This window comes from Caulobacter sp. GW821-FHT11A05, assembly GCF_058809015.1.
In genome coordinates this window covers 109,564-131,098 of the sequence record NZ_JBXASF010000016.1, presented here as the reverse complement: position 1 = coordinate 131,098, position 21,535 = coordinate 109,564, and the positions used below count along the sequence as shown (strand labels likewise).

25 protein-coding genes are annotated in these 21,535 nt (G+C 69.4%); 21 read left to right on the top strand and 4 right to left on the bottom strand.

Going from position 1 to position 21,535, the window contains the following annotated elements; genetic code table 11:
• Nucleotides 1-217 precede the first annotated feature (217 nt).
• The 5 genes from AC1RSK_RS20245 (at nucleotide 218) to AC1RSK_RS20225 (ending at nucleotide 6,222) form a co-directional block, all read left to right on the top strand.
• The gene (locus AC1RSK_RS20245) at nucleotides 218-979 is read left to right on the top strand and encodes an SURF1 family protein (RefSeq protein WP_492909489.1); all 762 of its coding nucleotides are present in this window, start codon (nucleotides 218-220) and stop codon (nucleotides 977-979) included.
• Nucleotides 976-2,382: a threonine synthase gene (gene thrC, locus AC1RSK_RS20240; RefSeq protein ID WP_492909488.1), complete on the top strand. Its 1,407-nt coding sequence runs from the start codon at nucleotides 976-978 to the stop codon at nucleotides 2,380-2,382. Before AC1RSK_RS20245 ends, thrC begins: the two co-directional genes overlap by 4 nt.
• Before the next feature lie 95 nt (nucleotides 2,383-2,477).
• Entirely contained in the window at nucleotides 2,478-3,692 is a 1,215-nt protein-coding gene (locus AC1RSK_RS20235; protein ID WP_492909493.1) for a M16 family metallopeptidase, read from the top strand.
• A gap of 168 nt (nucleotides 3,693-3,860) precedes the next feature.
• Nucleotides 3,861-4,457: a GNAT family N-acetyltransferase gene (locus tag AC1RSK_RS20230; protein ID WP_492909487.1), complete on the top strand. Its 597-nt coding sequence runs from the start codon at nucleotides 3,861-3,863 to the stop codon at nucleotides 4,455-4,457.
• 103 nt (nucleotides 4,458-4,560) lie between these two features.
• Nucleotides 4,561-6,222, top strand: coding sequence for a putative bifunctional diguanylate cyclase/phosphodiesterase (locus AC1RSK_RS20225; protein WP_492909486.1), 1,662 nt, complete (start codon nucleotides 4,561-4,563; stop codon nucleotides 6,220-6,222).
• Nucleotides 6,223-6,389: 167 nt separating this feature from the next.
• Here AC1RSK_RS20225 and AC1RSK_RS20220 read toward each other — a convergent pair whose 3' ends face one another.
• Nucleotides 6,390-6,974: a YqgE/AlgH family protein gene (locus AC1RSK_RS20220; RefSeq protein WP_492909492.1), complete on the bottom strand. Its 585-nt coding sequence runs from the start codon at nucleotides 6,972-6,974 to the stop codon at nucleotides 6,390-6,392.
• Nucleotides 6,975-7,078: 104 nt separating this feature from the next.
• Between AC1RSK_RS20220 and AC1RSK_RS20215 the strand changes: the two genes are divergently transcribed.
• The gene (locus AC1RSK_RS20215) at nucleotides 7,079-7,564 is read left to right on the top strand and encodes a peroxiredoxin (RefSeq protein WP_492909485.1); all 486 of its coding nucleotides are present in this window, start codon (nucleotides 7,079-7,081) and stop codon (nucleotides 7,562-7,564) included.
• A gap of 170 nt (nucleotides 7,565-7,734) precedes the next feature.
• On the opposite strand, the gene AC1RSK_RS20210 is transcribed toward AC1RSK_RS20215, so the two are convergent.
• Nucleotides 7,735-9,423, bottom strand: coding sequence for an acyl-CoA dehydrogenase family protein (locus AC1RSK_RS20210; protein WP_492909484.1), 1,689 nt, complete (start codon nucleotides 9,421-9,423; stop codon nucleotides 7,735-7,737).
• A 133-nt stretch (nucleotides 9,424-9,556) separates the two neighbouring features.
• Between AC1RSK_RS20210 and AC1RSK_RS20205 the strand changes: the two genes are divergently transcribed.
• The 4 genes from AC1RSK_RS20205 to AC1RSK_RS20190 are packed head-to-tail and all read left to right on the top strand — an operon-like array spanning nucleotide 9,557 to nucleotide 12,187.
• On the top strand, nucleotides 9,557-10,147 hold the full coding sequence (locus AC1RSK_RS20205; RefSeq protein ID WP_492909483.1) for a YceI family protein: 591 nt from the start codon (nucleotides 9,557-9,559) through the stop codon (nucleotides 10,145-10,147).
• Complete coding sequence (locus AC1RSK_RS20200; protein ID WP_492909482.1) at nucleotides 10,144-10,728, top strand: cytochrome b; 585 nt, start codon at nucleotides 10,144-10,146, stop codon at nucleotides 10,726-10,728. Before AC1RSK_RS20205 ends, AC1RSK_RS20200 begins: the two co-directional genes overlap by 4 nt.
• Nucleotides 10,728-11,288, top strand: coding sequence for a YceI family protein (locus AC1RSK_RS20195; RefSeq protein ID WP_492909481.1), 561 nt, complete (start codon nucleotides 10,728-10,730; stop codon nucleotides 11,286-11,288). The genes AC1RSK_RS20200 and AC1RSK_RS20195 overlap by 1 nt, the downstream gene beginning before the upstream one ends.
• A complete protein-coding gene (locus AC1RSK_RS20190) occupies nucleotides 11,285-12,187 on the top strand; it encodes an L-threonylcarbamoyladenylate synthase (protein WP_492909491.1) in 903 nt (300 codons plus the stop codon). The genes AC1RSK_RS20195 and AC1RSK_RS20190 overlap by 4 nt, the downstream gene beginning before the upstream one ends.
• On the opposite strand, the gene AC1RSK_RS20185 is transcribed toward AC1RSK_RS20190, so the two are convergent.
• Together AC1RSK_RS20185 and AC1RSK_RS20180 are read right to left on the bottom strand one after the other, a co-directional pair.
• Nucleotides 12,175-12,576, bottom strand: a complete 402-nt coding sequence (locus AC1RSK_RS20185) for a type II toxin-antitoxin system VapC family toxin (protein ID WP_492909480.1) — start codon at nucleotides 12,574-12,576, stop codon at nucleotides 12,175-12,177. The two genes, AC1RSK_RS20190 and AC1RSK_RS20185, sit on opposite strands and share 13 nt — an antisense overlap.
• Nucleotides 12,560-12,838 (bottom strand): type II toxin-antitoxin system VapB family antitoxin, encoded by a 279-nt coding sequence (locus AC1RSK_RS20180; protein ID WP_492909479.1) that lies wholly within the window; start codon nucleotides 12,836-12,838, stop codon nucleotides 12,560-12,562. Before AC1RSK_RS20180 ends, AC1RSK_RS20185 begins: the two co-directional genes overlap by 17 nt.
• 70 nt (nucleotides 12,839-12,908) lie before the next feature.
• On the opposite strand from AC1RSK_RS20180, the gene AC1RSK_RS20175 reads away from it, so the two are divergent.
• The 11 genes from AC1RSK_RS20175 (at nucleotide 12,909) to AC1RSK_RS20125 (ending at nucleotide 21,407) form a co-directional block, all read left to right on the top strand.
• On the top strand, nucleotides 12,909-14,318 hold the full coding sequence (locus AC1RSK_RS20175) for an FAD-binding oxidoreductase (protein ID WP_492909478.1): 1,410 nt from the start codon (nucleotides 12,909-12,911) through the stop codon (nucleotides 14,316-14,318).
• 39 nt (nucleotides 14,319-14,357) lie between these two features.
• Nucleotides 14,358-15,179, top strand: a complete 822-nt coding sequence (gene yaaA, locus AC1RSK_RS20170) for a peroxide stress protein YaaA (RefSeq protein ID WP_492909477.1) — start codon at nucleotides 14,358-14,360, stop codon at nucleotides 15,177-15,179.
• 71 nt (nucleotides 15,180-15,250) lie between these two features.
• Nucleotides 15,251-16,042, top strand: a complete 792-nt coding sequence (locus AC1RSK_RS20165) for a 3-hydroxybutyrate dehydrogenase (protein WP_492909476.1) — start codon at nucleotides 15,251-15,253, stop codon at nucleotides 16,040-16,042.
• A 4-nt stretch (nucleotides 16,043-16,046) separates the two neighbouring features.
• Nucleotides 16,047-17,069, top strand: coding sequence for a patatin-like phospholipase family protein (locus AC1RSK_RS20160; protein ID WP_492909475.1), 1,023 nt, complete (start codon nucleotides 16,047-16,049; stop codon nucleotides 17,067-17,069).
• Complete coding sequence (locus AC1RSK_RS20155) at nucleotides 17,066-17,473, top strand: NUDIX hydrolase (protein WP_492909474.1); 408 nt, start codon at nucleotides 17,066-17,068, stop codon at nucleotides 17,471-17,473. Before AC1RSK_RS20160 ends, AC1RSK_RS20155 begins: the two co-directional genes overlap by 4 nt.
• Nucleotides 17,474-17,541: 68 nt before the next feature.
• Entirely contained in the window at nucleotides 17,542-18,510 is a 969-nt protein-coding gene (locus AC1RSK_RS20150; RefSeq protein WP_492909473.1) for an NAD(P)H-dependent flavin oxidoreductase, read from the top strand.
• A 305-nt stretch (nucleotides 18,511-18,815) separates the two neighbouring features.
• Complete coding sequence (locus AC1RSK_RS20145; RefSeq protein WP_492909472.1) at nucleotides 18,816-19,175, top strand: AtpZ/AtpI family protein; 360 nt, start codon at nucleotides 18,816-18,818, stop codon at nucleotides 19,173-19,175.
• 14 nt (nucleotides 19,176-19,189) lie between these two features.
• A complete protein-coding gene (locus AC1RSK_RS20140; protein WP_492909471.1) occupies nucleotides 19,190-19,981 on the top strand; it encodes a F0F1 ATP synthase subunit A in 792 nt (263 codons plus the stop codon).
• A 52-nt stretch (nucleotides 19,982-20,033) separates the two neighbouring features.
• Nucleotides 20,034-20,258, top strand: coding sequence for a F0F1 ATP synthase subunit C (locus AC1RSK_RS20135; protein ID WP_492909470.1), 225 nt, complete (start codon nucleotides 20,034-20,036; stop codon nucleotides 20,256-20,258).
• A 58-nt stretch (nucleotides 20,259-20,316) separates the two neighbouring features.
• Nucleotides 20,317-20,901: a F0F1 ATP synthase subunit B family protein gene (locus AC1RSK_RS20130; protein WP_492909469.1), complete on the top strand. Its 585-nt coding sequence runs from the start codon at nucleotides 20,317-20,319 to the stop codon at nucleotides 20,899-20,901.
• Nucleotides 20,901-21,407 (top strand): F0F1 ATP synthase subunit B, encoded by a 507-nt coding sequence (locus AC1RSK_RS20125; RefSeq protein WP_492909468.1) that lies wholly within the window; start codon nucleotides 20,901-20,903, stop codon nucleotides 21,405-21,407. The genes AC1RSK_RS20130 and AC1RSK_RS20125 overlap by 1 nt, the downstream gene beginning before the upstream one ends.
• The last annotated feature ends 128 nt before the right edge of the window (nucleotides 21,408-21,535 follow it).

The window sequence follows — 21,535 nt, the reverse complement described above, 5'->3', positions numbered from 1 at the left end:
ACCGCCGCTGGACGGGTCATGACCCGTCCAGCGGCAACCGCGAACTTCGCAGATTTCAGACACACAAGGGGGCCCCCCGGCCTCCGACACCGCCCGGCCGAACCGCCTCTGCCCAGCTTGACGAGTCTTCGACCCCTCATCCGGCGCTTCGCGCCACCTTCTCCCGCAAGGGGAGAAGGGAGACCCGAGGCGAACTCACGAGCTTTGAGGGGGCCGCATGAAGCGCTTCCCCATCATCCTGACCATCGCGGTGGCGATCAGCCTGGTCATCCTGATCGCGCTTGGCGCGTGGCAGATGCAAAGACTGGCCTGGAAGACTGATCTTCTCGCCCGCATCGAGGCGGCGAGAACCGCCGCGCCGGTCTCCATCGATGAAATCATCCGCCTCCAGGCGGCCGGTCAGCCGGTGGAATGGCGACGGGTGCGCCTGACCTGCGCATCGGATCAACCGCCCCCCAAACCCGGTGTCTCGCCGCAGCGAGAACAGCACGCCCTGACCTATGCCCTGGACGACGGCAAGATCGCCTGGCGGCTGCTTTCGCCCTGCCGCCCCGTTGATCATCCAGGCATGACGGTCGCCCTCGACCGGGGCTTTGCGGCGGCGCAGGACGGTGTTCTCGAACCACAACAGATCGACGCGCCGTTCCCGGTCTCTACCGTGGGTTTCGTCAGGCTTCCGGAGCCAGTCGAGAAGTCCTGGGCATCGACAGGCTATCCACCAGCAATTCCTGGCGGCTTTCATGCGCCCCGGAAGGACACCTCGGTGTTGCGTCGTCTTGGGACGGCGCTGGCGCCGGCGGCCGACTTCTACATCGCCGTGGAATCGGAAGCGCCGCAGCCCTCCGGCCTGCGCCCCGCCCCGACCCCACCCGACATTCCCAACCGCCATCTCGAGTACGCCCTGACCTGGTTCGGCCTTGCGGGCGCGCTTCTGGCCATCTACGCCGCCATGCTCTGGCGCAGGTTCAAGGCACGATGAAATACGTCTCCACGCGGGCGGGCGATTCCGCCGCCCAGCCGATCGGCTTCCTCGACGCGGTCCTGGCCGGCCTGGCGCCGGACGGCGGCCTCTATGTGCCCGAGACCTGGCCGACCTTCACGCCAGACGAGATCGCCGCCTTCGCCGGCCAGCCCTATGCCAAGGTGGCCGCCGCCGTGATCGGCAAGTTCGCCGACGGAGAGATCGCCGCCGAGGTTCTGGAAGAGATGTGCGCCGAGGCCTACGGGACCTTCGCCCACGCCGCCACCTGTCCGGTGACGCAGCTCGGCCCCAACCTGTTCCTGGCCGAGCTGTTCCATGGTCCGACGCTGGCCTTCAAGGACGTCGCCATGCAGCTGCTGTCGCGGCTGTACGACCATATCCTGGGCGCCAAGGGCCGCACCCTGACCATCGTCTGCGCCACCTCGGGCGACACCGGCGGCGCCGCCGTCGAGGCCTTCCGCGGCCGCAACAATGTCCGCATCGTCGCCATGTTCCCGGAGGGCCGCATCAGCGAGGTGCAGCGCCGGTTCATGACCACGGTCGAGGACAGGAATGTCGCCAACCTGTCCCTGCAGGGCAGTTTCGACGACTGCCAGGCCATCCTCAAGGCCATGTTCGCCGACGGCCAGTTCGCCAAGGCCGTCGACCTGTCGGCCGTCAACTCGATCAACTTCGCCCGTATCGCCGCCCAGGCCGTCTACTACTTCACCACCGCCGTCGCCCTGGGCGCGCCGCATCGCAAGGTCGCCTTCGCCGTCCCGACCGGCAACTTCGGCGACGCCTTTGCCGCCTACGTGGCCGTGAAGATGGGCCTGCCGGTCGAGCGCATCCTGGTCGCCACCAACAGCAACGACATCATGGCCCGCGCCTTCGAGGACGGCCGCTATTCGCGCGGCAACGTCGCGGCGACGCAGAGCCCGGCCATGGACATCCAGGTGGCCTCCAACTTCGAGCGCCTCTATTTCGAGGCCGTCCGCCGCGACGGCCTGGAGACCGGCCGCGCCTTCCGCGCCTTCAACGAGACCGGGGTCATCGACATCCCGCCGGGTCCGCTGGCGACGATGCGCGAGCTGTTCGGCGGCGCCTCGACCAGCGAGGCCGACACCAGCCGCGCCATGCTGGCCACCCTCAACGAGACCGGCCGGCTGGTCGACCCGCACACCGCCGTCGCCATCAGCGTCGCCAGGCGCGCCACCCTGTCGGCCGAGGATGTGCCGCTGATCGTGCTGTCCACGGCCCACCCGGCCAAGTTCCCGGAAGCCGTCCATGCCGCCACCGGCGTCACCCCGACCTTCCCGCGCGCCGACCGCCACCTGGCCGACAAGCCCGAACGCTTCGACCGCCTGCCCGCCGATGCGGCGACGGTCATGGACTATGTGCGGAGTTTCGCGGGGCGATGACCTTTCATCCTCCCCCGTTCACGGGGGAGGATGTGGGCGTGACCACTCCGAGAATCCACACCCTCGCCAACGGCGTGCGGGTCATCTGCGACCCCATGCCGGGCCTTGAGACTCTCGCCCTGTCGGTCGTCGCCGGCCGCGGGGCCGCGTCCGAGGACCTGCATCGTTCCGGCTGGTCGCACCTCCTGGAACACATGGTCTTCAAGGGCGCCGGTTCGCGGTCGGCCCGCGAGATCGTCGAGGTGGTCGAAAGCGCCGGCGGCCAGGTCAACGCCGCCACCGGCTATGAGCGGACCAGCTTCCAGATCCGGGCCCTCAAGGGCGGCCTGCCGCTCGGCATGGAGATCCTCGCTGACCTGGTCCTGCGCCCGACCCTCGACGCCGGCGACCTGGCCAAGGAAAAGTCCGTCGTCGCCCAGGAGATCGCCGAGGCCGCCGACACCCCCGACGACCTGGTCTTCGAACTGGCGCAGGCCGCCGCCTATCCGGACCAGCCGCACGGCCGCCCGATCCTCGGCACGCCCAAATCCCTGAAGCCCGCCGACGTCGCCGCCATCGACGCCTGGCGCGCCGCCCTCTACGCCCCCGACCGCCTGGTCGTCAGCGCCGCCGGCGCCGTCGACGAGGGCGAGCTGCTGCGTCTCGCCGAAGCCGCCTTTGGCTCGCAGCCGGCCGGGCAGGGGGCGCCGCCGCCGGCCGCCCCGGTGTTCGCCCCCGGTCGCGCCGCCAAGCTGCGGCGGCTGGAGCAGGCGCATCTGGTCCTGCTGCTGCCGGCCTTCGGGGCCAAGGACGACGACTATTTCGCCCTGCGGCTGTTCGTGGAGATGCTGGGTGGCGGCATGTCTTCGCGGCTGTTCCAGGAGGCCCGCGAGAATCTCGGGCTCGCCTACGCCATCGACGCCTGGAGCGACACCTACGCCGATGCCGGGGTGCTGGGCGTCTATGCCGGCTGCGCGGCCAAGGATGCCGGGCCGCTGGCCCAGGTCGCCGCCCGCGAGACGCTTGGCCTGGCCTCGTCAGTCGGCGACGCCGAACTAGCCCGCGCCAAGGCTCAGCTGAAGGCCCACCTGTTCATGGCTCGGGAACAGCCGCTGTCGCGGGCGGAGACCTCGGCGGGGCAGGCGCTATTGTTCGGCAAGCTGTTCGCGGCGGGCGAGATTGCCGAGGCGATCGACGCGGTCACGGCGGCGGATATTGCGCGGGTTGGGGCGCGGTTTTTGGAGCCGGGGCTGGTGGCCGGGTCGGTGCTGGGTTCGAAGACCTCGCTTGGCGCGGTCGAGGCCTTCGAGACGGCGTTGAAGGCCGGCTAACCTCCCTCCCCGAATGGGGAGGGTAGGCGCGCGTTGCGCGCCGGGTGGGGCAGTCGGTCCGGGGCGGTCGGGATGTGGTGACCCACTGCCCCACCCGGCCTTCGGCCTGCCCTCCCCATTCGGGGAGGGAGGTTGACGCAGCGCCCTTCAGAGCGAAACCTTAGGCCCATGGCCCTCATCGACTGGACCGGTCTGGACTCCGCCTTCCGCCTCGACGGCGGAACCGTTCGGCTGCGCCCGCCGAAGGCCAGCGACTATGCCGAATGGGCCGCCGTCCGGGCCGCCAGCCGCGAGTTCCTGCAGCCCTGGGAACCGACCTGGGCCCGGGACGACCTGACCCGCTCCGCCTATCGCCGCCGGCTCGACGCCTGGCGCCGCGACCTCGAACAGGGGATCACCTACCCCTTCTTCGTCTTCTCCAACGAGACCGGCGCCCTGACCGGCGGCATCACCCTCAGCAACGTCCGACGGGGTGTCGCGCAGGTTGGAACGGTCGGCTATTGGAGCGGCGTCCACACCGTCCGGCGCGGTCATACCCTGACCGCCGTGAGGACCGTCAGCCGCTTCGCCTTCCGCACCCTGGGCCTCTCGCGGCTGGAAGCCGCCTGCCTGCCGAGCAACGGCGGCAGCGCCGCCCTGCTGCTCAAGGCGGGCTTTACCGAGGAGGGCTTTGCGCGGGCTTATCTGAAAATTAACGGCGAGTGGCGAGACCATCGCCTGTTCGGGTTGATTTCGCGGGAGCGGGAGCAAGCTTGTCCAGATTGATTTTCAGGCGAACGACGCCCTCGGGAAACCGGTATCCAAGCCGGCCCGAAGCATCGTAAGCCTCAAAGTGGGCGGATGGCCCACGCAGTGAGGGGCGCGCCGCATGGCGCTGGGAAACGACCGCAAGGGGTGGGACACCGCGCTCACACTCGAGGCGCTGAGCGCCGCGGGGGTCGCCCTATGGACCTGGTCGCCGACCGAAGACCGCCTGAAATTCAGCGGCGCCTCCCGCGCCCTGGGCCTGGGTCCCCTGGCCCCCGAATGCAGTTCCGCCGCCCTGCGCGCCCTGGTCCTGCCGCAGGACCGCCCGCTGGCCGAGGAACTGCTGCGCGAACAGCCGCCCTATAGCGAGATCGCCCTGCGGCTGCGCATGCGCGGCGGCGAGATCGGCGTCTGGCGTGGGGTCTGGCTGGAGGAAGGCAACCGGGCGGCCGGCGTCGTCGCCCCCGAGACCGCCTTCGCCGCCTCCGAGACCGACCCGCTAACCGGCCTCCTCGACCGGCGCAGTTTCGTCGCCCGGGCCCGCGAGCGGCTGCAGACCCACCAGCCCTTCACCCTGGTCGTCGCCGACCTCGACCGCCTGCGCCGCCTCAACGAGGCGCTGGGCCACGAACGCGCCGACCTGGTGCTGGCCGCCCTCGGCGCCCGGCTGGCCGCCGCCTTCCCGCCCGAATCCCTGATGGCCCGGGTCGGCGAGGATGAGTTCGCCGTCCTGGCCCCCGGCCTGATCCCGGCCGGCTCCCGCCTGCGCGAGGCGCTGGAGCGGCCGCTGCGGGTCGCCGGTTTCGACATCCATCCCACGCTTGCCGTCGGCGCCGTCGAGGCCCAGGGCGGCGACGAGGCCCCTGACGCGGCCGAACTGCTGCGCCGGGCCGAGCTGGCCGTCGAGGCCGCCAAGGCCGCCGGGCGCGGCGGCGGCGCGGCCTATGGCTCGGGCATGGAGAGCGACGGCCTGTCGCGCCTGGCGCTGGAGGGCGATCTGCGCGGCGCCGTCGGGCGCGGCGAGATCGGCCCCTTCTTCCAGCCCATCGTGCGGCTGTCGAGCGGCGAGCTGTCGGGCTTCGAGGCCCTCTGCCGCTGGCGCCACCCGCGCCGGGGCCTGTTGCCGCCGGACGAGTTCCTGCCGCTGGCCGAAGAGATGGGCCTGATGGAGGAGATCGGCGAGCGGATGATCCGCGCCTCGGCCCGCCAGCTTTCCGAGTGGCAGGCCAAGCACCCGCCGGCCTGGCAGCTGACCTGCAGCGTCAACCTGTCGACCGGCGAGATCCATCGCGAGGGCCTGGTCGAGGATGTCGGCGGCCTGATCGCCAAGTACCGGCTGCGCAAGGGCGCGCTGAAGCTGGAGATCACCGAGAGCGACATCATGCGCGACCCGGAAGGCGCCGCCGTGGTGCTGAAAGCCCTGCGCGACGTCGGCGCCGGCCTGGCGCTCGACGACTTCGGCACCGGCTTCTCCTCGCTCAGCTACCTGACGCGCCTGCCGTTCGACACCCTGAAGATCGACCGCTACTTCGTCCGCACCATGGGGGCCAACCCGGGCTCGGCCAAGATCGTCCAGTCGGTGGTCAAGCTCGGCCAGGACCTCAACCTCGAGGTCGTCGCCGAGGGGGTGGAGAACGCCCTGATGGCTGGCCGGCTGCTGGAGCTGGGCTGCGACTACGGCCAGGGCTTCGGCTACGCCCCGCCGCTGTCGCCGCAGGAGGCCGAGGTCTACCTCAACGAAAGCTACGTCGACGGCGTGGCCCCGGTCCGGCGGCAGGGGTGACCCAGTTCCTCCCCCTTTCGGGGGGAGGGGGACCGCGCGCGCAGCGCGTGGTGGAGGGGGTCCCCACCGGCGGTTCAGCTTCGAGAGGTTTACCCGCCAACCTGAGCGGTGACCCCCTCCGTCAGCGGCTTCGCCGCCGCCACCTCCCCCGAGAGGGGGAGGAACATTTAAGCCCGACCCGCCTCGCCCGAGAGGTGGTCGGCGCTGATGCCCAGCTTGGCCAGGGCCGCCGACCATTTGTGCTCATGGTCGTCGCCAAAGATCAGGGTGCTGTCGGGATCGCCCACCAGCCAGACGTTCTGGCGCATCTCCTGCTCCAGCTGGCCCGCGCCCCAGCCGGCGTAGCCGAGGGCCAGCACGGCCTTGCGCGGCGGCCCGTCGGCGGCCAGGGCGGCCAGCACCTCGCGGCTGGTGGTCAGGGCGACGCCCTGCGCCACCGGCAGCGTGCCGGCCGGGCTTTTGTAGTCGTCGGTGTGCAGCACGAAGCCGCGCTCGCGCTCGACCGGCCCGCCCATCAGGACGATGTCGTCGCGGTGGTTGTCGGTGACGGTAACCCCGAGCTTGGTCAGCAGGTCGGGCATCTTCAGCCCGTCGACCGGACGGTTGAGGGTGATGCCCATGGCGTGCTGGTCATCGTGGGCGCAGACGTAGATGACGGCCCGCTCGAACCGCTCGTCATCGATGCCCGGCATGGCGATCAGCAGCCGGCCGGCGAGAAATTCCATGTCTTGGTCGTTGGCCATGGGCCTCAACATCGGCGCGCTTCACGACCGTTTCAAGTCACACCGCTTGGCGAGCGGCCGTGGCCCCTCTATTTGCCTGTCCTGACGCCCGCGACGGGCAAGGGAGAGATCAGATGACCATCAAAGTCGGCGACAAGGTTCCGGACGCCACCTTCATGACCAGCGGCCCCGAGGGCCCGCGCCCGATCACCACCGACGAGCTGTTCGCCGGCAAGACCGTCGCCTTCTTCGCCGTCCCCGGCGCCTTCACCCCGACCTGCTCGGCCAAGCATGTGCCCGGCTTCAAGGAGCACGCCGCCGAGTTCCGCGCCAAGGGCGTCGACACCATCGCCTGCCTGTCGGTCAACGACGTCTTCGTGATGAAGGCCTGGGGCGCCGACCAGGGCGTCGGCGACGACATCGTCATGCTGGCCGACGGCAACGGCGACTTCACCCGCGCCATCGGCCTGGAGATGGACGGCAGCAAGTTCGGCATGGGCACGCGCAGCCAGCGCTACTCGATGGTCGTCAAGGATGGCGTCGTCGAAAGCCTGAATGTCGAACAGGGCGGTGAGTTCAAGGTCAGCGCGGCGGAGTACATGCTGCCGCAGCTGGGGTAGTACAGGTGTCGCGCGCTCCCTCCCCTTTATGGGGAGGGTGGCGCGAAGCGCCGGGTGGGGCAGTCGGATGGAGCGCGCCAATCCCTGAAGGTTGGCGCCCTATGATTTTCGTACCCCACCCTGATCGCTGCGCGATCTGTCCCTCCCCATAAAGGGGAGGGAGGGCTGAGTTACCCCTCAAACGCCTCCAGCGGATCGGCCCCCTGGGTCACCGCCGCCAGCTGCCCCGGCACCGTGCTGAGCACCTGGCCGGCGTACAGCGTCGCCAGCGGCGTCATCCGACCCTCATGCTGCGCCTGCCGGGCCAGCATCCAGCCGCCGACCGTCTCGCCGCACAGTTTCAGATAGGCCGTCGCCCCCGCCAGCGCGTCCGCCGCGCCCTTGCGCGCGCCCAGCCAGTCGGCCCCGGCCGCCATGGCCTCGACGGCCGCCTCCAGCCGGTCGCCGACGCCGCCCAGGTCGCCCTTCAGCGACCGCGCCGTCACCCGGATGTCGGCGATCAGGGCCGTCATCGCCGCCCCACCCTCCATCGACAGCTTGCGGCCGATGAGGTCGATGGCCTGGATGCCGTTGGTGCCCTCGTAGATCGGGAGGATGCGGCAGTCGCGGTAGTGCTGGGCCGCGCCGGTCTCCTCGATGAAGCCCATGCCGCCGTGCACCTGCAGCGCTTCGGACGCCGCCCAGAGGCCGACGTCGGTCGACCATCCCTTGGCGATGGGGGTCAGCAGCTCCTCGCGCAACCGCGCCGCCTCCGAACCGCGATGCGCCTGGTCGGCGGCCACCGCCGTGGCCAGGCAGACGCCTCGCGCCGCCACGGTCTTGGCCTTGATCAGCATCAGGGTGCGGCGCACGTCCGGCAGGTCCCAGAGCGGAGCCGGGTTCTCGCCCGTCCAGGCCGACCGGCCCTGGCGGCGTTCCTTGGCGAATTCGAAGGCCTGCTGATAGGCGCGCTCGGCGATGGCCACGCCCTGCGTCCCGACCTGCAGCCGGGCGGCGTTCATCATCGTGAACATATGGGCCAGCCCCTGGCCCTCGACGCCGACCAGCTCGGCCCTCGCCCCCTCGAAGGCCATGACACAGGTCGGTGAGGCGTGGATGCCCAGCTTATGCTCCAGGCCGGCCGGCCGAAGGTCGTTGGGCGCCCCGGCCTTGCCCTCGGCGGTCAGGATGCGTTTGGGGGCGACGAACAGCGAGATGCCCTTCACCCCGGCCGGGGCGTTCGGCGTGCGGGCCAGCACCAGGTGGACGATGTTGTCGGCGGCGTCGTGGTCGCCCCAGGTGATGAAGATCTTCTGGCCGGTCAGCCGCCAGCCGCCCTCGCCATCGGGCTCGGCCTTGGTGGTCAGGGCGGCGAGGTCCGAACCGGCCTGCGGCTCGGTCAGGTTCATGGTGCCGGTCCATTCGCCGCTGACCAGGCGGGGCAGGTACTTGGCCTTCTGTTCGGTGGTGCCGTGGGCGGCCAGGGCCTCGATGGCCCCCTGGGTGAGGATCGGGCAGAGGCCGAAGGCCAGGCTGGCCGAGTTGAACATCTCGAAGACGGCGATCTCCAGCGCTTTGGGCAATCCCTGGCCGCCGTAGCGCGGCTCGGCCGACAGGCTGTTCCAGCCGCCCTCGGCGAACTGGCGCAGGGCGTCGGCATAGCCCGGCGCGGCGGTGACCTTGCCGTTGGCGTAGGTGGCGCCAGCCAGGTCGCCCGGCCGGTTCAGCGGCGCGATGATGTCGGCGGCGAAGGCCCCGGCGCCGTCCAGCACGGCCTCGACGGTCGCCGGGTCGGCTTCCGGGAAGTCCTCGATCAGGTCGTCGAAGCCGGCGGCCTTCATGGCCAGGGCGATGTCGCGGAGCGGCGGGGTGTAGGTCATGCAAATGTCCTGGAGCTGTCGGCGACTACCTAGACCGCCCGTCCTCTGGAACAAAGGGCCGGATGGGTCTTTCATCGCCGTGGAGGATGCCTATGTTCCGTAACGAATGCAGATACAGTTGAGGCGACGCCGCATGATCCGTACTCTCGCCGTCGCCCTGCTGGCGGCCTGCCTCATGACCGGACCGGCGCTGGCAGCGCCCGCCACCGACCCGGCCAAGATGCCGGCCGGGACCTACGTCCTCGAAAAGACCCACGCCTCGCTGCTGGCTCGCGTGCGCCACATGGGCCTGACCAGCTACACGATGCGGTTCAACCGCTTCGACGCCCGCTACGACTGGGACCCCAAGACGCCCGAGGCCGCCAGGCTGTCGGTGAGCATCGACATGACCTCGCTCGACGTCGGCGATCCCAAGATCAGCAAGGACTTCGCCGAGGATTTCCTCGATGCGAAGAAGAGCCCCAAGGCGACCTTCGTCTCCACCGCCATCGTCCGCGACGGCGACCGGGGCAGGGTGACGGGCGACCTGACCTTCCACGGCGTGACCCGGCCCGTCACCCTGGACGTCATCTTCCGCGGTTATGAGTCCGGGCTGCTGGGCGCGCGGGCGGGCTTTTCCGCGACCGGCGCGTTCAAGCGTTCAGACTTCGGCTCGGACAGCATGAGCATGTTCGCCGCCGACGACATCGAACTGATCATCGAGGTGGAGTTCACGCGCCAATGACCACTCCGAGAAGCCGCTATTCGGCGGTGGCCATGACCTTCCACTGGGTCATCGCCGCCCTGATCATCAGCAACGTCGCCCTGGCCTGGACGGCCAACGAGCTGCCGCGCCAGGAGGCCGCCGGCCTGATGGCCTGGCACAAGACCTTCGGGATCACCGTGCTGATCCTCAGCCTCGGCCGGCTCGCCTGGCGGCTGAGCAACAGGCCGCCACCGTTCAATCCCCACTTGAAGCAATGGGAGCGCTGGCTGGCCCATGCCGTTCACTGGGGCTTCTATGTCCTGATGATCGCCCTGCCGCTGACCGGCTGGGCCCTGTCCTCGGCCAGCCCGCTGATCAAGGTCTATCCGATCGACATGTACGGCCTGTTCCACTGGCCGGCCATCGGTCCGCTGTCCAGCCTGCCGCCGGCCGAGATGAAGACGGCGCATGAGACCTGGGAAGAGGTCCACCACCTGCTGGCCAAGGTCCTGGTCTACGCCCTCATCCCGCTGCACCTGCTCGGCGCGCTCAAGCACCAGTTCCTCGACAGGGACAACGAGCTGGGCCGCATGATCCCCTCCCTGAAGGCTCCCCGCTGATGCGCCGCATCCTCGCTGCTCTCGCCCTGCTGTTCCTGACCGCCCTGCCGGCCGCCGCTGCTCCGGCGGCAGCCTGGACGGTCGACAAGGCCGCCTCGAAGATCGCTTTTGCCTCGAGCTTCGGCGGCCAGGCGTTCAACGGCGGCTTTGCCCGTTGGGACGCCCAGATCCGCTTCGACCCCAATAACCTGGCCGGCTCCAGCGCCGTGGTCAGCATCGACACCGCCAGCGCCTGGTCGGGCGACAAGGACCGCGACGCCGCCCTGAAGGAGCCCAACTGGTTCTCGGCCAAGGCCTTCCCCAAGGCCACCTACCGCACCACCGGCTTCAAGGCCCTGGGCGGCGGCAAATACCAGGCCACCGGGACCCTGACCCTGCGCGGGCAGACGAAACCGTTGACCCTGCCCTTCACCCTCGTCATCACCGGCAATCAGGCGAAGATGACCGCGCGGGTGACGGTCAATCGCCTCGCCTTCGGGGTTGGACAGAACGAGTGGAAAAAGACCGACGTCATTCCCAACCCGGTGACGGTGATCCTCACGGTGGCGGCGAAGCGATAGAGGCTGCGGCGCGCGCACTGGAAGCGGGCGGCCTCGTCACCTTCCCGACCGAGACCGTCTACGGCTTGGCCGCCGACGCCCGTGACCCGTTGGCCGTGGCCCGGGTGTTCGAGGCCAAAGGCCGGCCGCGTTTCAACCCGCTGATCGCCCACGTCGCCGACCTCGCCGCCGCCCGCCGCATCGCCCACCTCGACGACCGCGCCCTCAAGCTGGCCGAGGTCTTCTGGCCCGGCCCCCTGACCCTGGTCGCCCCATTGGCCGATGCCGAGGCCGTCTGCGACCTTGCCCGCGCCGGCCTCGACACGGTGGCCGTGCGCGTCCCCGGCCACCCCGTCGCCCGCGCCCTGCTGGCCCGCTTCGGCCGCCCGGTTGTCGCCCCCAGCGCCAACCGCTCGGGCCGGCCCAGCCCGACCACCTACGCCGACGCCCGCGAGGAAACCGGCGACAAGACCGCGGCCGGCCTCGACGGTGGTCCCTGCCGGGTCGGGTTGGAATCGACGGTCGTCGCCGTCCTCGACGGCCGGCCCCGGCTGCTGCGTCCGGGCAGCGTCACCCGCGCCCAGATCGAGGCCCTGATCGGTCCGCTCGCCGAAGCCGGGGCCGACGCCAGGCGCTCGCCCGGCCGGATGGCCCTGCACTACGCCCCCGACGCCCCCGTGCGGATCAACGCCGAGGGGCCGCGGGCCGGCGAAGCCTTCCTCGCCTTCGGCCCCTCCGACAGCCCCTTCAACCTCAGCCCGACGGGGGATCTGGCGGAGGCGGCGGCCAAGCTGTTCGCCATGCTGCGGGCGGCCGATCGGACAAGACCGACGGCGATCGCCGTTGCCCCGATCCCGGACGAGGGGCTCGGAGAGGCGATCAATGATCGGCTGAAGCGGGCAGCCGGCTACGTCGGCTGAAGGGCGGGCCGGATGTCGGTCTGTGAGAAGTCGTTGCCCTTAAACAACAATGGCGCGCCGAGGGTCTTGGCGAGAGCGTAGGAGAAACAATCGCCGAAGTTCAGTCGGGCCGAATGGCGGCCCTTACCGAAGCGCATGAAGGCGTCTAGCGCCGCACTAGCAATTGGCGTGGTCGCATCGATATGGACGCCGAGCTCGGAGAGCCAGGCATCAAACTCCGGTTTGTCCGGGAAGATACCCTGCTGGATCAGGACGATGCCGACTTCGAGGTAGGTTCCTTCTGCGAGCCAACTGCGGCCAACAGCCTTCGTCAGCTCGTCCAAAAACGAAAGCCAGTCCTCCTCCTGGCGGGCGATTGCAACTAGAGCCGAGCTATCGACCACGACCATCGATTTCCTCGTCCAGATAGTCGTACAGAGCGTCGAAATCGGCCTTGGTGATTGGCGGCGTGTCCTTGGTGATTCCAGCTGCCTTCCGGAACCGCTCGGTGGCGGCGATCATCGTCTCCAAGGTCCTCGGTGTCCGCGCCTTTTCTTCCGCGAGCGCCTTTTTGAGCGCGCCCTTGATGGCATCGGTGAGCGTGCTGCCGCGAAGTTCGGCCAACTCTCGGGCCATCTGCTCGGCCTCTGCGTTCTTAAGAAGAATGCCCACGTCGATCTCCAATATATATTCGGAGTATATACTGGTGTGGCGGGAGTGGGAAGCGTATCCTCCCCCCGCCATGACCATCCCCGTTCCCGCCGACGTCATCTCCCGCCTCAAAGCCGTGCTCGGCGAGGGCGGCTGGAGCACCGATGCCGACCGCATCGCCCCCAAGCTGATCGAGTGGCGCGGCCGCTGGCAGGGGACGACGCCGCTGTTGGCCCTGCCGCGCAGCACCGCCGAGGTCTCGGCAGTGGTCGGCCTCTGCACCGAGGCCGGCGTCGCTATCACCCCGCAGGGGGGCAACACCGGCCTGGTCTCGGGCCAGATTCCGCAGGGCGAGATTCTGCTCTCCACCGAGCGGCTGAACGCCATCCGCGACATCGACGCCTTCGACGACGTCATCGTCGCCGAGGCCGGCGTCACCCTGGCGGCCGTGCATGAGGCGGCCGCCGGCATCCGCCGCCGCTTCCCGCTTGGCCTGGCCTCGGAAGGTTCGGCCACGGTCGGTGGCGTGGTCTCGACCAACGCCGGCGGCACCCAGGTGCTGCGCTTCGGCACCACCCGAAACCTGGTGCTCGGCCTGGAGGCGGTGCTGCCCAACGGCGAAATCTGGAACGGCCTGAAACGCCTGCGCAAGGACAACACCGGCTATGACTTGAAGCAGCTGCTGATCGGCGGGGAGGGCACGCTGGGTGTCGTCACCGCCGCCAGCCTCAAGCTGTTCCCGCAACCGGTCTCGACCTCCACCGCCATCTGCGCCCTCAAGAGCGCCCGCGACGCCATCACCCTTCTCGCGCGTGCGAAAGAGGAGACCGGCGGCGCCGTCGAGGCCTTCGAGCTGATGGGCCGGGCGGGCGTTGGCTATGCAATCAAGAACATCCCCGGCCTACGCGAGCCGCTGGAGGGAGTGCATCCCTGGTACGTCCTGGTCGAGACCACCAGCGGCGAGTCCGGCGTCGCCGAGGCGGCGCTTGAACGGCTGTTGGCCTACGCCTTGGAGGACGGCCTGATCGCCGACGCCGCCATCGCCCAGACCGAGAGCCAGGCCCGCGCCTTCTGGGCCCTGCGCGAAAACCAGTCCGGCGGCCAGAAGGTCGAGGGCGCCGCCTGGAAGCATGACGTCTCGGTGCCGGTCTCCAAGATGGCCGAGTTCATCGAGCGGGCCACCGCCCTGGTCGAGGCCTTCCGCCCCGGCGTCCGCGTCGTCGCCTTCGGCCATGTCGGCGACGGCAATGTCCACTACGACGTGCTGCGGCGGACGGACGACACCGACGAGGCCCACAACGCCCTGCGCGACGAGGGCTCGCGCCGGGTGCACGACCTGGTCGCCGAGCTGGACGGCTCGATCAGCGCCGAACACGGCCTGGGCGCCGCCAAGACCGCCGACGCCCTGCGCTACAAGAGCCCGGTCGAGGTCGAGGCCCTGCGCGCCATTCGCGCATCGCTCGACCCGAAGCGGATCATGAACCCCAGAGTTCTCTTCTAGCTCTGGCCTTCCGCGCCGCCCCGGCCTATCTGCCGCGCCATGCTGATGGTCATCTCTCCCGCCAAGGCGCTGGACTTCACCGCGCCGCCAAAGCCGTTGCCGCTCACCGAGCCGCGGCTGAAGGTCGACACGGTCGAGCTGGCCAAGGTCGCCAAGGGCCAGAGCGCCCGCCAGCTGAAGCGGCTGATGCACCTGTCGGACGCGCTGGCCAGTCTCAACCACACCCGTTTCCAGGCCCTCGATCCGCATGGCGAGAACGGCCTGCAGGCCGCCGTCGCCTTCAACGGCGACGTCTACACCGGCCTCTCGGCCCGCACCCTCGACAAGGCCGCCTTCGCCTGGGCCCAGGAGCGCCTGCGCATCCTGTCGGGCCTCTACGGCCTGCTGCGGCCGGCCGACGCCATCGAGCCCCACCGGCTGGAGATGGGCACGCGGCTGAAGACCAAACGCGGGTCCAACCTCTACGACTTCTGGGGCGACAAGGTCGCGCGCCAGCTCAACGCGGACGCCAAGGGTCACGCCGACCCGACCCTGATCAACCTGGCCAGCCAGGAGTATTTCGGGGCCGTCGACGCCGCCGCCCTCAAGCTGCCGGTCGTCACCTGCCGCTTCCTTGAGGAGAAGGACGGCGAGACCCGCCAGATCAGCTTCTTCGCCAAACAGGCGCGCGGCCTGATGGCCCGCTTCGCCATCGACCAGCGCATCGAACAGGCCGCCGACCTGAAGGCCTTCGACACCGCCGGCTACGGTTTCAAGGCCTCCCTCTCCACCGACAGCGACTGGGTCTTCGCCCGACCCCAGCCGCTCCCGGCCGCCCAGCTCCGCGCCGCCGCTCGTAATTCACCCGGTGATGAATTATAGACACTCGTATGATGCGGCGCGAAGGATTATGTTGCGCCGCACAATAATGAGAAAAGCGTCGGAGCACGTTCATGGACTACGGGCTGAAGGGGCAGGCGGCGATCGTCACCGGCTCGACCAGCGGCATCGGCCACGCCATCGCCGAGGCCCTGGCCCGCAGCGGCGTCGATGTGGTGCTCAATGGCCTGGGTGATCCGGCTGCCATCGAGACCACCCGCGCCGACCTCGAAAAGAGCACCGGCGTCCGCGTCCTCTACCACGGCGCTGACATGACCAAGGGCGGCGAGATCGCCGACATGGTCGCCTATGCGCACAAGGAATTTGGCCGCCTCGACATCCTGGTCAACAACGCCGGCATCCAGTTCGTCTCGCCGATCGACCAGTTCCCGCTGGATAAGTGGGACCAGATCATCGCCATCAACCTGACCTCCAACTTCCACGCCATCCGCGCCGCCCTGCCGATCATGAAGGCCCAGAAGCGCGGCCGGATCATCAACATCGCCTCGGCCCACGGCCTGGTCGCCAGCCCGTTCAAGGGCGCCTACGTCGCCGCCAAGCACGGGGTGCTGGGCCTGACCAAGACCGTCGCCCTGGAGGTCGCCGAGGCCGGCGTCACCTGCAACGCCATCTGCCCGGGCTATGTCCACACCCCGCTGGTCGACGGCCAGATCAAGGACACCGCCAAGGCCCGCGGCATGACCGAGGAAGCCGTCGTCCGCGACGTCATCCTCGCCGCCCAGCCCAGCAAGGCCTTCATCACCTTCGACCAGCTGAACGGTATGCTGCTGTATCTCGCCAGCGACGCTGGGGCCGGGGTCAACGGGGCGCACCTCTCCATCGACGGCGGCTGGACGGCGGGCTGACCCGTTGAGCCCCCGCCCGATCAGCCTGGCGCTGCAGGGCGGCGGGTCGCACGGCGCCTTTCAATGGGGCGTCATCGAGCGGCTGCTCGAAGAGGACAGCCTGCAGATTGGCGCGGTCACCGGAGCCTCGGCTGGGGCCATGAACGCCGTGGTCATGGCCGACGGCCTGGCCGAGGGCGGCAAGCCCGCCGCCATTGCCAAGCTGGAAGCCTTCTGGCGCGGCGTCGGCAACAGCAACCGCAGCGTCTTCGGCGACCTTGGGGTCTGGAGCGCCGCCTTCAACCCCGACTGGCTGCGCAACACCCCGGCCTTCAACTGGATGCAGGGCGTCGCCGGCTCGCTGAGCCCCTACGACTTCAACCCCTTCAACCTCAACCCGCTGCACGACGCGCTCGAGGCCTGCGTCAACTTCAAGGCCGTGCGCGAGCGCTCCACCTTGCCGGTGTTCGTCTCGGCGACGGCGGTGAAGACCAGCGAATCGAAGGTTTTCAAGCGCGAGGAGCTGACCGCCCGCCACATCATGGCCTCGGCCTGCCTGCCGCAGCTGTTCCAGGCCGTGGAGATCGACGGCGAGCCCTACTGGGACGGCGGCTACCTGGCCAACCCGCCGCTATGGCCGCTGTTCTACGCCGACACCCCCGACGACATCCTGATCGTCAGCCTCAACCCGTTCGAGCGCGCCGCCGTGCCCAAGAGCCCGGCCGAGATCCTCGACCGCCTCAACGAGATCACCTTCAACGCCTCCCTGGTCGCCGAACTGCGGGCCATCGGCTTCGTGCAGAAACTGCTGGACGAGGGCCTGCTGAAGGACCATGCGCGGGGCCGCTACCGGCGCATGCTGGTCCACGCCATCACCGCTGACGGACGGCTCGACGACCTGACCATGGCCTCCAAGTTCAACACCGACTGGTCCTTCCTCAGCGACCTGCGCGCGCGGGGCCGCGCCGCGGCGCAAGACTGGTTGGCCGCCAACCTGGACAAGATCGGCGCCGCCTCCACCGTCGACCTGCAGAGGCCCTTCCGGTGAGCGAGCAGAAGCCTGTCGCCACCGTCGGCGTCGTCTGCCTGCGTGGCGACGAGGTGCTGCTGATCAAGCGTGGCAACCCGCCCCGCCAGGGCCAGTGGAGCCTGCCGGGCGGGCGGCTGGAGTGGGGCGAGACCCTGCAGGCCGGCGCCCTGCGCGAGCTTCGGGAGGAGACCAGCGTCGAGGCGAAGATCCTCGGCCTGATCGATGTCGTCGACGGCGTGATGACCACCCGCCACTACATCATGATCGACTACGCGGCCCGCTGGCTGGCCGGCGAACCCGTGGCCGGCGACGACGCCGCCGACGCCCGGTTCTTCCCGCTGGAAGAGGCGCTGGCCATCGTCGAGTGGGAGGAAACCCGCCGCGTCATCCGCGAGGCGGTGGAGCGGTTCGGAAGCGCTTGACGACCCCCGCGTAAGGCGCGGTTCATACCCGTCACGACGGGCGGTGAACGGCCCGCGGGAGTAACGCCATGACCCTGCACACCCCACTCTGCGACCTGCTCGGCGTCGAGCATCCGATCATGCTGGCCGGCATGGGCGGGGTCTCCTACGCCGAACTGGCGGCGGCGGTCAGCAATGCGGGCGGCTATGGCGTGCTGGGCATGGCCGGGCGCGGGCCGGACTTCATCCGCGAGCAGATGCGGGCCGTCAGGAAGCTCACCGACCGCCCGTTCGGCGTCGACCTGCTGGCCGCCACCCCCGACAGCCTGACCGCCAGCGTGGATGTGATCATTGAGGAGGGCGCCTCGGCCTTCGTCGCCGGCCTCGGCGTGCCGATGCCGATCATGGAAAAGCTCAAGAAGGCCGGCCTCAAGGTCATGGTCGTCTGCGGCGCGGTCAAACATGCGGTGAAGGCCGAGCAGGCCGGCTGCGACGCGGTCATCTGCCAGGGCGGCGAGGGCGGCGGCCACACCGGCCTGGTCGGCACCCTGCCGCTGGTCGCCCAGGCGGTCGAGGCGGTGAAGGTGCCGGTCGTGGCGGCCGGCGGTCTCTACGACGGCCGGGGGCTGGCGGCTTCGCTGGCGCTCGGCGCCGTCGGGGTCTGGATGGGCACCCGCTTCATCGCCTCCACCGAGGCCCACGCTGGCGAGCTCTATCGCCAGACCATCGTCGAATCGGTCGACGAGGACACCGTCCGCACCCGCTGCTACAGCGGCAAGCCGATGCGGGTGCGCAAGAACCCCTATGTCGATGACTGGGAATCGCGGCCGGGCGACATCCAGCCCTTCCCGGTCCAGGCCGGCATCTCGATCCAGAACAACGCCATGGGCGGCATCGGCGGCCAGACCGAGAACCTCGACCCCGACAAGAGCTGCTTCGCCATGGGCCAGAGCGCCGGCGGCGTGCACGACGTCCTGCCGGCCGGCGAGATCGTGCGCCGCATCATGGCCGAGGCCGAGGCCTCCATCGGCCGGGTGGCCGCGATCCGCGCCGCCTAGGAGTCCTTCTCCCGCTCGTCGGGAGAAGGTGGGCCTGAAGGGCTCGGATGAGGGCAGCGCCGGCCTGCGACGGCTGGCCGCGTTCTGGCGCGGTCCAATCCGCCTTCCGCGCCGCTCTCATCCGACCCCCTTCGGGGGCCACCTTCTCCCGGCAAGCGGGAGAAGGGAAATAGCTCAGTGTTTTCAGTGCTTTAAATACTGCCGAACCAGCCTTGACGCACCGCACCATGGTCTATAGGTTCCGCGCCGATCAAGCCGGGCCCGGAGGGTGTTCTTCCAGGCCGTTTGCAGAGCTGACCGCTCCCATGCCTAGGGCCGACGAAAACCGCGAAGAGGCGCTGAAGCGCCTCGACGAACGGGCCGCCGCACTCCAGGCGCGCACCGCCAAGCCCGCGTCGCACGCGGCTGGCGAGGCGGCGACCAGCCAGGCTTGGCGAATTCTGGCTGAACTGCTGGGCGGCGTGCTCATCGGTCTGGCCATCGGGGCGGTCATCGACCAGTTCCTGCCGACCAAGCCCTGGGGCATGATCGGCGGGGTCCTCGGCGGGTTTGCGCTGTCGCTCTATATGGCGCGGCGCACGGCCAACCGGTTGATGGCCATGGCGAAGGCGGAGCAGGGCGACACCCCGCTTCCCACCATCGCCGACGACGAAGACGAAGATTAAGGAGCGAGAGGCCCGTGGCCGATCCGTTGCACCAGTTCAAGATCGAGAAGATCGTCGACCTTCCCGACGTCACCCTGCCGGGCATCGGCACGGTCGATCTGGCCTTCACCAACTCGCACCTGGCGATGACCCTGGCCTTTGTCGCCATCGTCGCCTTCATGTCGCTGGTCACCGCCAACGCCAAAGTCGTTCCCGGCCGCCTGCAGGGCGTCGGCGAGCAGATGTTCGGCCTCATCGACAATCTGACGACCTCGATCATCGGCCATGAAGGCCGCAAGTTCATGCCGTTCGTCTTCACCATCTTCATGTTCATCCTGGCGATGAACTTCCTGGGCCTGGTGAACGTCCCCGGCGTCTTCCACATGTTCACGGCGACCTCGCAGATCGCCGTGACCGCCACCTTCGGCGTGGTGACCATCGCCCTGGTGCTGATCGTCGGCTTCGGCAAGCATGGCCTGGGCTTCTTCAAGCTGTTCGTGCCCGGCGGCGTGCCGTGGCCGCTGCTGCCGGTCATCATCCCGATCGAGTTCGCCTCCTTCCTGCTGCGTCCCCTGACCCTCACCCTGCGTCTGTTCGGCAACATGATGGGCGGCCACGTCGCCCTGAAGGTGTTCGCCGGCTTCGTCGGCGCCGCCGCCATCGGCGGCATCGGCTGGCTGGGTGTCCTGGTCGGCCCGCTGTCCTTCGGCATGGTCACCGCCCTGACCGCGCTGGAGTTCCTCGTGGCCTTCCTGCAGGCTTTCGTCTTCGCCGTTCTGACCACCATCTATCTGAACGATGTGGTCAATCTCGGTCACGGCCACTAAAAGCGGCCCAAACCGAACCATCTCTAACCAACTCACTAGGACTAAAACTGTCATGGAACCGACGACCTACAAGTACATCGGCGCGGGCCTCGCGACCCTCGGCATGATCGGCGCCGGCATCGGCGTGGGCAACATCTTCGGCAGCTTCCTGACGGGCGCCCTGCGCAATCCGTCGGCCGCCGCCAGCCAGATCGGCAACCTGTTCGTCGGCGCCGCCCTGGCCGAAGCCCTGGGCATCCTGGCCTTCGTGCTCGGCATCCTGATCTTCTCCGCCTAAGACCTTCCACAAGCCCGGCGTGTCGCTGATGCGGCGCGCCGGTCTGGAAAAGACCGGTATGGCCAGCCCTGATCCGCACGCCGCCCCAAGCACCAGCACGGGGGCGGGCGACACTCACGCGACCACCGCGGCCGAACACGGCAGCGCGGGTCTGCCTCAGTTCGAGTTCCAGCACTGGGCGGGTCAGATCGCCTGGCTGCTGATCCTGTTCGTCATCCTCTATGTGCTGATGTCCAGGGTCTTCACCCCGCGTCTGCGCCGGGTGCTCGACGAGCGGACCAACACCATCGCCAGCGCTCTCGACCAGGCGCGCAAGGTGCAGGAAGAAGCCAACGCCCAGGCCGCCCAGGCCCAGGCGGATCTGGCCGAAGCCCGCGCCAAGTCGCACAAGCTGGCCACCGACGCCCGCGCCAAGGCTTCGGCCGAGGCCCAGGCCCGTCAGGCCGCCGAGGACGCCAAGCTGGCTGATAAGATGGCGGAAGCCGAGACCCGTATCCGGGCCTCGCGCGACGCGGCCATGGCCCATGTGGCGACCATCGCTTCCGACACGGCCTCGGCCATTGTCGAGAAGCTGACCGGCGCCGCGCCCAAGGCCGCCGACCTCAGCGCGGCCCTGGCCGCCGTCAAGGAAGGGGCCCGCTGATGCCTCCGTCTGTCCTCGCCTTCCTCGGCAGCCCGGAAAACTGGGTCGGCTGGGGCCTGATCGTCTTCCTCGGCATCGTCGTCTTCGTCGGCGGTTTCAAGAAGATTGCCGGCGCCCTCGACGAGAAGTCGGCCACCATCCAGGCCGACCTCGATGAAGCCGCCCGCCTGCGCGCCGAGGCCGAAGCCCTGCTGGCCGAGATCCGCGGCCAGCGGGAAGACGCCGAGAAGCAGGCCGCCGGCATGCTGGCCGCCGCCGAGGCCGACGCCGCCCGCATGGCGGTCGACGCCCAGGCCAGGCTGGAAGAGACCATCGCCCGCCGCGCCGCCCTGGCCGAGCGCAAGATCGCCTCGGCCGAGGCTCAGGCCGCCGCGGAGGTGAAAGCCGCCGCCGCCGACCTGGCCACCCAGACGGCCGAGCGCCTGCTGGTCGCCCGCATCGCGGCCGCCAAGACCGACCCCAGCGTCGACGCGGCGATCGCTCAGCTGGCCAACCGCCTGCAATAGACGCCTTTTCGAGGGTGGCCCCCTTTCGAGGGTGGCATGCGGCGCCGTTTTTGGCTCAAAGTGCCCTCCGACCCTGGTCGGGGGGCCTTTTTGTTGGGCGCTCTCCGGCCGTTCCCCTGTTGCGGAGG